The organism is Micromonospora sp. NPDC002411 (assembly GCF_053592955.1).
Window position 1 is genome coordinate 1 of the sequence record NZ_JBSFBM010000001.1, and the last position, 12,924, is coordinate 12,924.

The following is a 12,924-nucleotide window of genomic DNA, read 5'->3' on the forward strand; positions in this document are numbered from 1 at the left end:
ACCACCCATTGAGATCGTCATCGGCGTCGCCATGGCGGGGAGCTTAGTCATTCACTCCACTCGACCAGAAGCCACATTCCCCGATGACCATGAGCAACCCGGAGGCGGCCTGCGCGTCCGACGCGCCGGCCGCGCGGAGTCCGGCCAGCACGACGGTGAACGAGCTGGCGAAGCCGACCAGCGCGGTCACCACACCCGCCAGCAGTGGTTGCACACGTCCGGCCATCCGACTCCCCCGACTGTTCCGTTTACGGAACGACAGCGTGTAGCACCATAGTCGGGTGCCGCAGCCACCACCAGCCCGCCGCCCGGGCCTCGACGTGGATCCCGTCGTCGTCGGCCGCCGGGTCCGCGCCCTACGCGAGGAGCGGGGCATCTCGCTGTCCACACTCGCCCGGCTCGCCGGCGTCGGAAAGGCCACCCTCTCGGGCCTGGAACACGGCACCCGCAACCCCACCCTGGAGACGCTCTGGGCCGTCACCGCGCAGCTCGGCGTGCCGTTCACCGCCCTGCTGGCCGAACCGGCGGCCGAGCCGATCGTGCACGGCACCGCCGTCACCGCCACCCTGCTGGAGGTGTTCACCGACACCGACGCGACCTACGAGCTGTACCGGATGCGCGTCGCGCCGGGCGTCGTGCAGACCTCTCCCGCCCACCAACCAGGAGTGACCGAGCACATCACCGTCTTCGCCGGAGTGCTGCGCGCCGGGCCGGCCGACGCACCGCTGACCGCCGCGGCCGGCGGCCACCTCCGCTGGGTGTCCGACGTGCCGCACACGTACGCGGCGGTGGGTGACGAGGAGGTCGCCGCCAGCCTGCTGCTGCGCTACCCGCGCCGCTGAGACCGGTTCCGACGGCCTATATCTCAATCATTTTCGCCCCACGCAGTAGTGCGTAGAGACGAAGGCAGGGTCTTCTTGGCAAGCTTGACCCCATGACGCTGATCCTCCGCTCGGCCATCCTCAACGACATCGGCTTGGTTCGCACCAACAACGAGGACTCCGCCCTCGCCGGTGACCGCCTGATCGCCGTCGCCGACGGCATGGGTGGGCTGCCCGCGGGCGAGGTGGCGAGCGAGATCGTGATCCGGATCCTGGACGAGCTGGCCCCGCCCACCGACCCCGACGGCGCCGCCGACGCCCTGCGCGCCGTGGTCAGCACCGCCAACCAGCGCATCCACGCCGCCATCACCGTCGATCCGACCCGGGAGGGGATGGGCACGACGCTCACCGCGGCGCTGTTGGCCGGGGAGACGCTGGTGCTGGCCCAGGTCGGCGACTCCCGGTGCTACCTGCTGCGCGACGGGGAGCTGACCCAGCTCACCCGGGACGACACGTTCGTGCAGGCGCTCGTCGACCAGGGCACGCTCTCCCCCGACCAGGCCCGTCACCATCCGCAGCGGTCGCTGGTGACCCGGGCCGTGCAGGGTGCCGACACCCCTCCGGCGATCGGGGTGCTCACCGTGGTGTCCGGTGACCGGCTGCTGCTGTGCAGCGACGGGCTCTCCGACTACGTCGAGGACGACGCCATCGCGGCGGCGCTGGGCATGTACGCCGACCGCCAGCAGTGCGGTGAGCAGTTGGTGAAGCTGGCCCACCACGCCGGCGCTCCGGACAACGTGACAGTCGTGGTCTCCGACGTCGTCGCCCGCTGACCAGTAGGACGCACTCCGCGATTCATGGAACCCACCGGATCGGGTCCGGCCGCCCAAGTAGGTAGTTGTGCCATCTAGCTTGCACCGCTACTGTCCGACGCGTGGATTCCGACCGGCGCGGGCAGTGGCTGCGTGGGGTGCTCGACATCTGCGTGCTGGCCCTGCTGGCCGACCGCGAGTCCTACGGCTACCAGCTCGCCCAGGCCCTCGACGCCTCAGGTGTGGGGCCCATCCAGGGCGGCACGCTCTACCCCGTGCTGCTGCGCCTGCAGAAGACCGGCCTGGTCACCGCGCAGTGGCGGGAGGGCAGCGCCGGGCCGGCCCGCAAGTACTACCGGCTCACCGACGACGGGTACGCGGCGCTCCGCGCGGGCGGCAGCGCCTGGCTCGCCTTCGTCCAGCCGGTGAACGACATCGTCACGAAGGGGGTCACCCGGTGAACGCCGACGATTGGCTGCGGACGCTCACAGCCGAGTTGCACCAGCGCCGGGTGGCGCCGGACGCCGCCCGACACGTGGTCGCTGAGGCCGCCACACACCTACGTGACGGGGGCGGTGATCCCTGGGTCGTCTTCGGTCCACCCCAGCAGTACGCGGGCGCGGTCGTGGAGAGCATCGGCACCGCCCCCGGACCACGCCCCGGACCGGTCCGGCTGCACGCGGCGGGCATCACCAAGCGGTACGGGCGACGAACGGTCCTGCGGGACGCCGCGCTGACCGTCCGGGCGGGACAGATCGCCGCCGTCGTCGGCGCGAACGGCTGCGGCAAGAGCACCTTCCTGCGGATCTGCGCCGGACTGATGTCCCCGGACGCCGGTGAGGTGACAGTTTCGGGGCGACTCGGCTACTGCCCGCAGTCCGGCGGCACCGCCGACTTCCTGCTCGCCGACGAGCACTTCGTGCTGGTCGGAGCCGGCCAGGGCGTGGCTCGGGGTCCGGCCCGCCGGGCCGGTCGGGCGGCGGCACGTCAGCTCGGGTGGGAGGCGGGCGGGGACGTGCAGGCCCGCCACCTGTCCGGCGGCACCCGGCAGAAGCTCAACCTGACCATGTCCACGCTCAGCACCCCCGACGTCCTGCTGCTCGACGAGCCGTACCAGGGCTTCGACCAGGGCACCTACGTCAACTTCTGGGACCAGCTCAGCAGGTTGCGCGACGCCGGCACGGCGATCGTCGTGGTGACCCACCTGCTCAACCAACTCGACCGGGTGGACATCGTGCTCGACCTGACCCCGGCCCGAGAGGCCGAGTGGCACGCGCCCGGCATCCAGGGAGGTCACCAGTGAACCGGCTCGTCACCGTCGCCGAGATGACGGTGCGGGAGTTGCTGCGGCGTCGGGGCGTACTCCTGCTGTTGTTGTTGATGCCGTTGACCTTCTACCTGATCCGGCGGGACGCCTACCTCGGGCAGTCGGTCCGGTCGCTGCTCCTCGGCGTGGGCTGGGCGGTGAGCACGGCCGCGCTGTTCGCCACGACCGCGGCTCGTGAGTTGGAGCCGAGGCTGCGGCTGGCCGGCTACCGCCCACATCACCTCTACCTCGGTCGGGTGCTCGGTCTGTGGACGGTGGGGCTGATCATCTCCGTGCCGTTCTTCCTGCTGCCGATGATCGACGGCGCGGAGCTGCGGTACGGCGGCCTGGCCGCCGCGCTGCTCTGTTCCGTCGCGGTGGCGGCGCCGTTCGGGATGCTGATCGGCACGTTGCTGCCCCGGGAGATGGAGGGCACCCTGCTGCTGCTCACCGTGGTCACGGTGCAGATGTTGATCGACCCCGCCGGGTCCGGGGCGAAGCTGACACCGTTCTGGTCGACCCGGGAGATCGCCACCTGGGCGGTCGACCACACCGACCAGGGCTACCTCTCCCGTGGGGTGCTGCACGGGCTCGTCGTCACCGCCCTGTTGGTCGTCGGCGTGGCGGCCGTGGCCAGCATCCGTCTGCGCCGCCGCCGGCACCTGCGGCATCTGCCGGTCGGCTGACCGGCACGCTGTCGACGCCGGGCACCGCGCCTGTCGACGCCGTGGATCGGGCCAATCCGGTTGCTGTCACCTGCACGGCAGGCTGAGATGGGCGAATGACCATCCGCCGGGTGACCGCCGACGACCGTCTCACCACCAGCTTCCCCCTGGCCGCGTACGCCTTCGAGTCCTCGCCGCTCGGTGCGGCACGGATCGACGAGTTCCGCGACTACCTGCCCTACCAGGAGGGCAACCGGACGTTGATCGCCGAGGAGGGCGGTGCCACGCTGGCCGCCGTCTCGGCCATTCCGATGCGGCAGAACCTGCGCGGTGCGGTGTTGCCGATGGCCGGCGTCGCCGGGGTGGCTACCCATCCGCTGGCCCGCCGGCAGGGGCACGTCCGGACGTTGCTGCACCAACTCCTCGACGAGGTACGCGACGAGGGGCACACGCTCAGCGCGCTCTATCCGTTCCGGCCCAGCTTCTACGCCCGCTTCGGCTACATCGGGCTGCCCAAGCCGCGCCGGGTCACCTTCGCCCCGGCCAACCTGGGCTCGCTGCTCCGTGTGGACCTGCCCGGCGAGGTGAGCTGGGAGCGCATCGCGGCCGGCTATCCGGTGTGGCGGGCGTTCACCGAGCGCAACCTCCAGGAACGGCACGGCTTCTCGATCTTCCCGGACTACCGGGCGGTCGGGATGCGCGACCGGGACGAGTACTGGCTGGTCACCGCCCGGGTGGGCGGGGAGGTCACCGGCGCGGTGACGTACCGGGTCGACGGGCACGGCGGCACGCTGCACGGCAACGAGATGCTGTGCGTCGACCCGCTCGCCCGGATGTTGCTGTTGCAGTTCTTCGCCCGGCACGTCGACCAGATCGAGCGGATCACCGTCCAGGTCCCGCCCGACGAGTTGCCGGATCTGTGGCTGACCGATCTGGACGTCCACGTCGAGGCGCGCACGGCCGTGCCGGTTTCGTCGGCCCCGATGGCCCGCCTGTTGTCGATGGACGCGTTGCGCGGGCTGCCCGCCGGGCCCGGTCGGATACGGGTCGAGCTGACCGGGGACCGTTGGCTGGCCGGCACCCACCTGCTGGACGGCACCACCGGAGCGTTGGAACTGGTCGACGACACCACCGGCCGTACGCCGACCGCCACCCTCACCGCGGCCGGGCTCTCCGCCCTCGCGTACGGGGTGCTGGACCCGGCCGAGCTGCCGTTGCGGGGCCTTGGTGAGGTGCCGGCGGACGCCGCCGCCGAGCTGCGCGGCATCTTCCCCCGCCGGGTGCCGTACCTCTTCGCCGACTTCTGAGTCTTCCTCACGACCGGGTTTGTCGGCCCGGCGGCCGTGGGTAGTTCCCCGCGAATGCCGGAGTGGTTACAGGCGGGTGGGTGGGGGCTGCTGGCCGGATCGGCTCTGCTGGTTGGAGCGGCGATCGGCTGGTTCGCGCGGGTGCCGCAGCGCCTCATCGCGTCGATCATGGCGTTCGGTGCGGGGGTGCTGCTCTCCGCCGTGTCGTTCGAGTTGATCGCCGAGGCCCACGCGCAGGGTGGGCTGCTGCCCACCGCGCTCGGCGCGGCCGCCGGCGCGGTCGTCTACACGGCGGCCAACCTGGCGCTCGCTCGGCACGGCGCACGGCACCGGAAGCGGTCCGGTGACCAGCAGCCCTCCGAGAACGAGAAGCCCGGCTCCGGGTCGGCGATCGCCGTGGGCGCTCTGCTCGACGGCGTACCGGAATCGGTGGTGATCGGTGCGAGCCTGCTCAGCGGCGGCGCGGTCAGCCTGGTCACGGTGGCGGCGGTCTTCCTCAGCAACGTCCCGGAAGGGCTGTCCAGCGCGGCCGGCATGCGCCAGGCCGGCCGAACCCGGCGGTACGTCTTCCTGCTCTGGACCGGGATCGCCCTGATCAGCGGAATCGCGGCGCTGCTCGGCAACACGCTGCTGGGCGGTGCTCCGCCGGAGGTGCTGGCCGGGATCACGGCCCTGGCCGCCGGCGCGATCCTCGCGATGATCACCGACACCATGGTTCCCGAGGCGTTCGAGGAGGCCCACCTGCTGGTCGGCCTGATCACGGTCGCCGGTTTCCTGACCGCGTTCGCCCTGTCCCACGCCTGATGATGCCGTCTTAGCGGCGCATTAAACCGGCACGGCGGATTCGTCGTGACACCGGCACGGCTCCTAGCATCACGGGGTGCGCATGACGTCGCTTGCCGCCCTGCTCGTCCTCGGTGTCGCCACCGCGACCCTGCCCGCCTGCGCGGCCGACGACCCGGCGCCCGCCTTCCAGTCCGGCTCGTCCGCCGCGCCGACGGCAGTGGCGACCGGCGACCAGAGTGCCTCGCCGGAGGCCCGTGACGGCCTCGGCGGCCCGGGCGCCAGCGCCAGCCCCAAGCCCGCCGAGAAGGTCCTCGCGGCCGGAAACCCGAACGGCAAGGCCAGCGTGCCGGCCGAGGGGCGGGCGGTGGACACCTCGAAGCCGACCCGGACCATCGGCACCGGCACCCCGGCCAGCTGCACCTCCGCGGCGGTCGTGAAGGCCGTCGCGGCGGGCGGTGTCATCACGTTCAACTGTGGTCCGGCACCGGTGACGATCAAGATGGCCGCCACCGCGAAGGTGCGCAACGCCAACGGGCCGAAGGTCGTGCTGGACGGCGGAGGCACTGTCACGCTGAGCGGCCAGGGCCAGCGCCGCATCCTCTACATGAACACCTGCGACGAGGCGCAGGGTTTCACCACCTCGCACTGCCAGAACCAGGATCACCCGCAGCTCACCGTGCAGAACCTGACGTTCGCCGACGGCAACTCCACCGGCGAGAAGGCCGAGGGCGGCGGCGGTGGGGCGATCTTCGTACGTGGCGGTCGGTTCAAGGTGGTCAACTCACGTTTCGTCCGCAACCGCTGCGACCGCACCGGCCCCGACCTCGGAGGCGCGGCCATCCGGGTGCTGAGCCAGCACGAGAACAAGCCGGTGTACGTGGTGGGCAGCACCTTCGACGGCGGTTCCTGCTCGAACGGAGGGGCGCTGAGCAGCATCGGCGTGTCGTGGGTGGTGCTGAACAGCCTGCTCAAGAACAACGAGGCGATCGGCAACGGGGCCAACCCGGCCAAGTCCGGCACGCCGGGCGGCGGCAGCGGCGGCGCGATCTACTGCGACGGCAACGAGTTCACCGTACGGATCGCCGGCACGATCATCGAGAACAACAAGGCCAACGAGGGCGGCGGAGCGATCTTCTTCGTGAGCAACAACCGCACCGGCACGATGCGGATCGAAGGCTCGACCCTGCGCCGCAACCCCAGTGGCAAGTTCGAGACCCGAGGCTTCCCCGGCATCTTCTTCCTGGGCGCCCGCAACCCCACAGTCACCGGCTCCAAGCTCTCCTAACCCCCGCGCCGTCCGTGCCCCGTGCCGCGCCGTGTGCCCGCGCCGCCCGCCTGCGCCGGTGATCAAGAGGTTTCGGTCACCGGGGCGGCGATTTCTGACCGAAAGCTCTTGATCAACGAGCCCGCGGGGTGAGGGTCAGTAGGGGTTGCCCTGGCCTGGTGGGCGGGCGTGGAGGAGGGCGGCCGGGCGGCCGGGCAGATCCCGTGCGCCGGACATCGGTGGGCTTGCCGTGTGGTCGCCGTCGGCCATGCCGGCGAAGAGTTCCTTGAGGGCCGCCAGAGCACTGACCTTGGGCCGCCAGCCCAGCTCGGTCTCCGCGCGCTCGCTGGACATCAGCGGGGCGTTCAGACCCAGCTCCACCCAGCCCGCGTCGACCGGTTGCAGCCGCGCCCGCCAGCTCAGCGCCGCCGCCACCCGCAGCACCGGCGCGGCGACCGGCACCGTCCAACCGTGGAAGTGCCGGGCCACCAGCTCCGGCGTCAACACCGGGTCCGCGGCGACGTTGAAAGCGCCGCGCGCATCACCCAACACCGCCCGGGTGTACGCATCAGCGACGTCGTCGGCGTGTACCGCCTGCATCCGCAACCGCCGGTTCGTCGGCACCAACGGAATCCGACCGAAGCGCAGCAGCCGTACCGGCGCCAGCGGGCCGAGGAAGTAGCGGGTAATCTCCACACCGGCGGCCCGCTGGAAGATCAACCCGGGTCGCATCCGCACCACCCGTAGCGTCGGGTGCTCCCGCTCGACCTCGTCCAGCAGTGCCTCCACCTCCGCCTTGTGCTCGCTGTACGACGAGCCGGGCACACCTGTGGCCGGCCACCGCTCGCTGATCGGGTGGTCCTTCGGGCCGGGCGCGTAGGTGCCGACCGACGAGGCGTACACCAGGGCCGGCACCCCGGCCCGGACCACCGCGTCGATCACCGCCCGGCTGCCGTCGACGTTGGTCCGCCGCAGCACCCGCTGGTCATGACTGGGCTGGATCTGCCAGGCCAGGTGCACCACAGCGTCCGCTCCCGCGAACACCTCGGCCAGCTGCCCCACCGCGCCCGGCGCGCCGATGTCGCAGGAGTGCCACTCCACCTGGTCGTACGGCTCGCCGGCATCCGGGCCGGGCAACCGCCGGACCACCCCGGCCAACTCCACGCCCCGCTCCCGGCGCAGCCGCCGCAGCAACGCCGTACCGACATTGCCGCTGGCCCCCACCACCACGATCCGCATGCCCGACCCCGTACCCGTCCAGCAGCAGCTCAACCACCCGGCGCCCGCGCGGCCCGACCTGTCCGCCGGCGCGGTCCGTGCGCCCGGCGGCTTGATCCACTCGCCTCTCTGAAAGTCGCGGTATCCGGGTGGGCATGACAGCCCGACTTCCGGAAACCCGAGTAAATCAGGGCCGAGAGGAGTGCCGGACCCGCCGTACTTCTCCGTCCCCCGTCGGCGGGTGGTCGCGGCCAGGCAACGCACCCTGACCGGACTCGCCGGTACTTGATCCACTCCACATCCCCGACCTGGCGGTTTCCACCGCCCCGGACACCGCCAGATCGCCGACCTCGTGATGATCAGGATCGCCTGGCGACAGGCATCGACGCCCGGCCGGAAGCCGAGAGCCGGCATCGCGCCCTGTCAGGTAACCTGAGCGCGCGGGCCGCTAGCTCAATGGCAGAGCTGTGGACTTTTAATCCATAGGTTCAGGGTTCGAGTCCCTGGCGGCCCACTCTTCCGCAGGTCAGCGGCACCGTCCGAGGATCGCTAAAGTCGCGATCTTGGCGGACGTAGCAGCGAATGCTCGGGCTAACGCCCAGGGCCTCCGCCGCACCCGAGGTCAGCGAGCGTCGAGGTGCGCGCGGGCGCGCATCAGCGCGAATCCGAGAAGGTTCGGGCCGCGCCACCGAGCAGGGTCCTCGGCACGCGGATCCGTGGCCGCCAGTCCGATGCCCCAGACGCGATCCAGAGGGCTGGCTTCGACAAGTACCCGGTTGGCCGTGCGGGACAGGTACAGCCCGAGGTCGGGATGCTGGCTGAACTTCGCCACGTTGCCGGCGACGACCAGGTCGAAGCGGTGTGCATCCCAGATGGCCTGATCGAAGTCGCGTACCTGCCGGCCCAGGGCCTTGACCGCGTTCGGGTGCGACGCCGTCACCATCCGGGAGGCGATCGCTTCGTCACCGAACAGACGAGCCTTGCCGACCATCATGTAGTGCTCGGCCGTCGGGTAGCGGACGCCGTCCACAGTGAACGGGGCCGGCCACCACTGGCTCAGGCACCCCGAGCCGATGCTGCCGTCGGGTTGGGGCTGGTGGCCCCAGAAGAACAGGTACTTGGGACGCCCACCATCGGCAACCAACGCCTGCAGTGCGGGCAGGTCGTACGGCAGGGAATCCGTCTCGGGCACGTCCAGCAGGGTGCCAGACGCGTGCGCTCAGGCACCAGTGGGTTCGCGACTGCCGAGACGGGAGTGCGACGGCCTGACGAATCGGCGATCGTGGCTGCTGAGGCGGTCCACCGGTCCGGCTGCGCGCAGGACGACATCGAGCGCCAGGTCGGGGTCCGCTACGTAGGCTCCGCTGGCCCAGGCTGCGTTCGACTCGATCACGGCCCAGCGACCGTCGATGACCCCCACGTCCACCACGATGGCGGTGGGCAGTGTGTGACCGACACTGGCCAGCAGGTCTGCTCCGAAGGCGAGTGCATCGGCGGACGGAGGTCCGAGAAGCAGCCTTCCCCGCTCGGCGTACTGGCTGCCGACCTGAACCGCGCCGTCGAGCAGGTGCAGCCGGTACTCGGCGGTGAAATCGACGATGTCGCTGACGAGTACGGGTGTCCGCCGGTCGATGGCGTCGGGGCCGGGCAGGCGGGACCCGTCTGTGTAGATCATGGCCTTGATGTTCTTGTCGTTCGGCGACTTGACGAATGCCGGTCGACGGAGTTCGTAGGCTTCCCCGAGCGTGACCAGGGTGATCTCTCGGCGTGTGAGCTCCCGGGGCAGTCGGGCCAGCCAGTCGTGGGGAGCCTCCAGCGGGGCGATTCCGAGCAGTGGAGCGACGACGTCGGCGAAGGTCGGGCCGGCATGCAGGTGGTCGGCTCGCAGACCAGCGGGCACGTCGAAGGTGGGTAGCTGCACGGTGCGAAGCCCTCGCCGCTCCGCGGCGTCGCGCAATGTCAGAGCGGATGCGGTCAGACGCGGTGGCAGGACGAGTGTCACGGACGGAATCATGTCGTACCGGGTGGCCGGGCGCCGCAGGCTGAGGGCCCGAGCTGTGCTCCGCGCCCCGAACGTTCGCTTGCTTCGGAGCCTGGCGCCCAGGGCCGACGCAGTTATCCTCTTCAAGTGCCGGCCCGTGGAGATCGTTGACGCGGTGGCGGCACTGCGAAGGGACTATCGACATGCCCCGTGTGGTACCGGCGGTCAACCGCGCACTCGACGTCCTCGAACTGTTCGTGGACTGCCCTGAACTGTCGGCCCGCCAGGTGATGGAGCGGCTCGACCTCCCCCGCACCACCGTCCACGAGCTGCTCGTCACTCTTGAGGCTCGCTCGTACCTGATCTCCGTACCGGGCCAGCCGGTGCGTTATCGGCTCGGCATGCCGCTGTTCCAACTCGGCGCGGCGTTCGCCGGCCGGCTTGATCTGGTCCGTGAGGCGCAGTGCGTCGCGCGGGACGTGGCCGCAGCGTGCGACGAGGCGGTCCACGTGGCGGTACTCGACGGCGCGGATGTCATCTACCTCGTCAAGTTCGACAGCACGCACCCGGTTCGGATGGTCTCCGCGGTCGGGCGGCGGCTGCCGGCCCACTGCACGGCGGTCGGCAAGATCCTGCTGTCCGACCTCGATCCGGCCGGCCTGGACGCCGTCCTGACCAACGGCGCCCTGCCCGGGATGACGCCGGCCAGCATCACCGACCCGGAGCGCCTACGCGCACATCTCGCCCGTGTGCGGGCGGACAGCGTCGCCGTGGACATCGGGGAGTCCGACACGGCCATGCGCTGCGTCGCCGCGGCGATCCGAGACCACTCCGGTGCGACCATCGCCGCGATGAGTCTGTCCGCGCCGATCATCCGCTGGACAGCCCAGGCGTACCGGGAGTGGACCGAGCTGGTTCGCGAGGGCGCAGCCACGTTGTCCACCCGGATGGGCTACCGGGCCTTGCCTCGATAGCCAACCTCCCGTTTTCGGTTCGAAACATCATCGAAACATTGACATTCTTCTCAGAGCTGTTCTAGCGTCGCGTCCACTTGATGCGGTATTTCGAACTGAGTTCGAAATTTCGAACGGCGGTGGTCCCGTGGCCCGACCGAACTGGAACATCAGCGCCCCCTTCTCGGCCTGGTCGCCGATCGCCACAACGCACTGACCGATGCGGGCGACGCGCATCCGTGGTCGCCGTCATGAAGACACACCTGTTGCACGGGCTACGCCCTCGGCGTGCCGTGCCGCAGGGACTTGAGGGAGGCGAATGTCCATGGGATACAACCCAGCCTGGTCACGACGCGGCTTTCTGGGGATGGGGGTGGGGGTACTCGGCGCAGCCGGTCTGGCCGCGTGTGGAGGCGAGTCCGACTCGCCCCCCAAGGTGCAGCCGGAGGTTCCGCAGGAGCTGATCGACGCCGCGGCGTCGATGAAGGGCTCCTCGATGGGGATGCTGTCGCAGAAGCTGTATTCGACGGCGGCGAACGAGGCCCTCGACGGCTCGATCAAGAAGTTCGCCGACACCACCGGGACGAAGATCGAGAACAGCCTGGTCCAGGCCGACGCCGGTGACGTCGTGGCCAAGATCCACGCCGAGGTCGAGGGCGGGGTGGCTCGCGACCTCGCGTTCATGACCGACTCACGCTTCGTCGCGCAGTTCCAGGCGCTGGGTGACCTGGAGGACGTGACGGACGTCGTCCAGGCACTGACGGCCAAGTACGGGGAGCCCTGCGCCGAGGCCAAGAACTTCTGCGTCTTCGACGGCAAGTGGTTCGCGATCCCGTACCACTTCATCGGGATCGGGTCCTTCCTGCGCAAGGACTGGATGCAGGACAAGGGCATCACTCCGAAGGACATCTACAGCTGGGAGGAGCTGCGGGACCTCTGCCTGGAGATCTCCGATCCGGCCAAGCGTCGGTTCGGCTGGGGCATGACGGTGAACCGATCCGGTGACGGCAACGGCATGATCGAGGCGTTGATCAACGCGTACGGCGGGTCGATCGCCTCCAACGACGGCCGGAAGGTCACGTTCAACTCCCCCGAGACGGTGCAGGCCGTCACCTTCCTGGGCGACATCTACACCAACGAGAAGTACAAGCGGATGCTGCCGCCGGGCATCGCGAGCTGGACCGACACCAGCAACAACGAGAACTGGCTCGCCGGGATCCTCGGCTACACCCGCAACCAGTTCAGCGTCTACGCGGACTCCCGGACCAAGAAGAACCCGGTGCACGCGAACACCCACGTGTTCTCTGACTGCATCGGACCGGCCACCAACAACCCCCTGCTGCTCGGCCAGTCGCAGGGCTTCGTCGTCTTCAAGGGCGCCAAGAACCCCGGGCTTGCCAAACTCCTGGCGCAGTACCTGGTCAGCGCGCCCGCGCTGCTCGGCGTCGCGAAGGAGGCTCCCGGCCTGGTCATGCCCGCCTGGGAGAAGGTCTGGGACGCCGACCCGTTCTTCACCAGCGGCGACCCGGCCTTCCCGATGCTGCGCAAGATCACTGAACTGAAGCTGCCGTTGAACACGAAGAACGGCCTGGCCTTCCCGCAGAAGGCCAGCGCCGGCCAGCAGGCCGTCGGCTCGGCCTACGTCCTCACCGACATGATGCAGCAGGTCGTGCAGGGCACCGCGCCGGCGCAGGCCGTGACGACCGCGCACGCGAAGATGGTGCAGATCTTCAACCAGCAGGGGCTGCCGCAGTGAGCTCGGTCCGTCCTGCGCGGGTCCCGACGGCGAGGAAATCCCCGCCGTCGGGACC

At 70.1% G+C, this 12,924-nt stretch carries 14 protein-coding genes and 1 tRNA gene; 11 read left to right on the forward strand and 4 right to left on the reverse strand.

From position 1 onward, the window contains the following. Nucleotides 1-43: 43 nt before the first annotated feature. Nucleotides 44-226, reverse strand: a complete 183-nt coding sequence (locus tag ACWCO3_RS00005) for a hypothetical protein (RefSeq protein WP_450007625.1) — start codon at nt 224-226, stop codon at nt 44-46. 55 nt (nt 227-281) lie between these two features. Here ACWCO3_RS00005 and ACWCO3_RS00010 point away from each other — a divergent pair, with 55 nt between their 5' ends. The 8 genes from ACWCO3_RS00010 to ACWCO3_RS00045 all read left to right on the forward strand — a co-directional run bounded on the left by ACWCO3_RS00010 (nt 282) and on the right by ACWCO3_RS00045 (nt 6,982). Beyond that, nucleotides 282-842 (forward strand): helix-turn-helix domain-containing protein, encoded by a 561-nt coding sequence (locus ACWCO3_RS00010; protein WP_354882952.1) that lies wholly within the window; start codon nt 282-284, stop codon nt 840-842. A 92-nt stretch (nt 843-934) separates the two neighbouring features. After that, entirely contained in the window at nt 935-1,654 is a 720-nt protein-coding gene (locus tag ACWCO3_RS00015; protein WP_358162300.1) for a PP2C family protein-serine/threonine phosphatase, read from the forward strand. Nucleotides 1,655-1,755: 101 nt separating this feature from the next. Next, nucleotides 1,756-2,094: a PadR family transcriptional regulator gene (locus tag ACWCO3_RS00020; protein WP_145778107.1), complete on the forward strand. Its 339-nt coding sequence runs from the start codon at nt 1,756-1,758 to the stop codon at nt 2,092-2,094. Next, entirely contained in the window at nt 2,091-2,936 is an 846-nt protein-coding gene (locus ACWCO3_RS00025) for an ATP-binding cassette domain-containing protein (RefSeq protein WP_450007629.1), read from the forward strand. The genes ACWCO3_RS00020 and ACWCO3_RS00025 overlap by 4 nt, the downstream gene beginning before the upstream one ends. After that, complete coding sequence (locus ACWCO3_RS00030) at nt 2,933-3,625, forward strand: ABC transporter permease (RefSeq protein WP_145778109.1); 693 nt, start codon at nt 2,933-2,935, stop codon at nt 3,623-3,625. The genes ACWCO3_RS00025 and ACWCO3_RS00030 overlap by 4 nt, the downstream gene beginning before the upstream one ends. 110 nt (nt 3,626-3,735) lie before the next feature. Beyond that, the gene (locus ACWCO3_RS00035) at nt 3,736-4,911 is read left to right on the forward strand and encodes a GNAT family N-acetyltransferase (RefSeq protein WP_244311510.1); all 1,176 of its coding nucleotides are present in this window, start codon (nt 3,736-3,738) and stop codon (nt 4,909-4,911) included. Between the two features lie 54 nt (nt 4,912-4,965). Further along, nucleotides 4,966-5,715, forward strand: a complete 750-nt coding sequence (locus ACWCO3_RS00040) for a ZIP family metal transporter (RefSeq protein WP_450007632.1) — start codon at nt 4,966-4,968, stop codon at nt 5,713-5,715. A gap of 82 nt (nt 5,716-5,797) precedes the next feature. Then, entirely contained in the window at nt 5,798-6,982 is a 1,185-nt protein-coding gene (locus tag ACWCO3_RS00045; RefSeq protein WP_450007698.1) for a hypothetical protein, read from the forward strand. 135 nt (nt 6,983-7,117) lie between these two features. Here ACWCO3_RS00045 and ACWCO3_RS00050 read toward each other — a convergent pair whose 3' ends face one another. After that, nucleotides 7,118-8,200 (reverse strand): NAD-dependent epimerase/dehydratase family protein, encoded by a 1,083-nt coding sequence (locus ACWCO3_RS00050; protein WP_358162304.1) that lies wholly within the window; start codon nt 8,198-8,200, stop codon nt 7,118-7,120. Nucleotides 8,201-8,621: 421 nt separating this feature from the next. On the opposite strand from ACWCO3_RS00050, the gene ACWCO3_RS00055 reads away from it, so the two are divergent. Then, nucleotides 8,622-8,693: transfer RNA gene (locus ACWCO3_RS00055), tRNA-Lys, on the forward strand. A gap of 108 nt (nt 8,694-8,801) precedes the next feature. On the opposite strand, the gene ACWCO3_RS00060 is transcribed toward ACWCO3_RS00055, so the two are convergent. Continuing rightward, nucleotides 8,802-9,371 carry an NADAR family protein gene (locus ACWCO3_RS00060; RefSeq protein WP_450007634.1) on the reverse strand — a complete coding sequence of 190 codons (570 nt, stop codon included), beginning with the start codon at nt 9,369-9,371 and terminating at the stop codon, nt 8,802-8,804. Nucleotides 9,372-9,398: 27 nt separating this feature from the next. Beyond that, nucleotides 9,399-10,181, reverse strand: coding sequence for an ATP-grasp domain-containing protein (locus ACWCO3_RS00065; protein WP_450007636.1), 783 nt, complete (start codon nt 10,179-10,181; stop codon nt 9,399-9,401). Between the two features lie 182 nt (nt 10,182-10,363). On the opposite strand from ACWCO3_RS00065, the gene ACWCO3_RS00070 reads away from it, so the two are divergent. After that, nucleotides 10,364-11,134: an IclR family transcriptional regulator gene (locus ACWCO3_RS00070; RefSeq protein WP_145778123.1), complete on the forward strand. Its 771-nt coding sequence runs from the start codon at nt 10,364-10,366 to the stop codon at nt 11,132-11,134. A gap of 304 nt (nt 11,135-11,438) precedes the next feature. Then, on the forward strand, nt 11,439-12,869 hold the full coding sequence (locus ACWCO3_RS00075; RefSeq protein WP_358050056.1) for an extracellular solute-binding protein: 1,431 nt from the start codon (nt 11,439-11,441) through the stop codon (nt 12,867-12,869). Nucleotides 12,870-12,924 lie beyond the last annotated feature (55 nt).

Coding starts and splice junctions, on each gene's coding strand:
- ACWCO3_RS00005 (WP_450007625.1), bottom strand. CDS start 226: ATGGCCGGACGTGTGCAACCACTGCTGGCGGGTGTGGTGACCGCGCTG.
- ACWCO3_RS00015 (WP_358162300.1), top strand. CDS start 935: ATGACGCTGATCCTCCGCTCGGCCATCCTCAACGACATCGGCTTGGTT.
- ACWCO3_RS00040 (WP_450007632.1), top strand. CDS start 4,966: ATGCCGGAGTGGTTACAGGCGGGTGGGTGGGGGCTGCTGGCCGGATCG.
- ACWCO3_RS00045 (WP_450007698.1), top strand. CDS start 5,798: ATGACGTCGCTTGCCGCCCTGCTCGTCCTCGGTGTCGCCACCGCGACC.
- ACWCO3_RS00050 (WP_358162304.1), bottom strand. CDS start 8,200: ATGCGGATCGTGGTGGTGGGGGCCAGCGGCAATGTCGGTACGGCGTTG.
- ACWCO3_RS00070 (WP_145778123.1), top strand. CDS start 10,364: ATGCCCCGTGTGGTACCGGCGGTCAACCGCGCACTCGACGTCCTCGAA.
- ACWCO3_RS00075 (WP_358050056.1), top strand. CDS start 11,439: ATGGGATACAACCCAGCCTGGTCACGACGCGGCTTTCTGGGGATGGGG.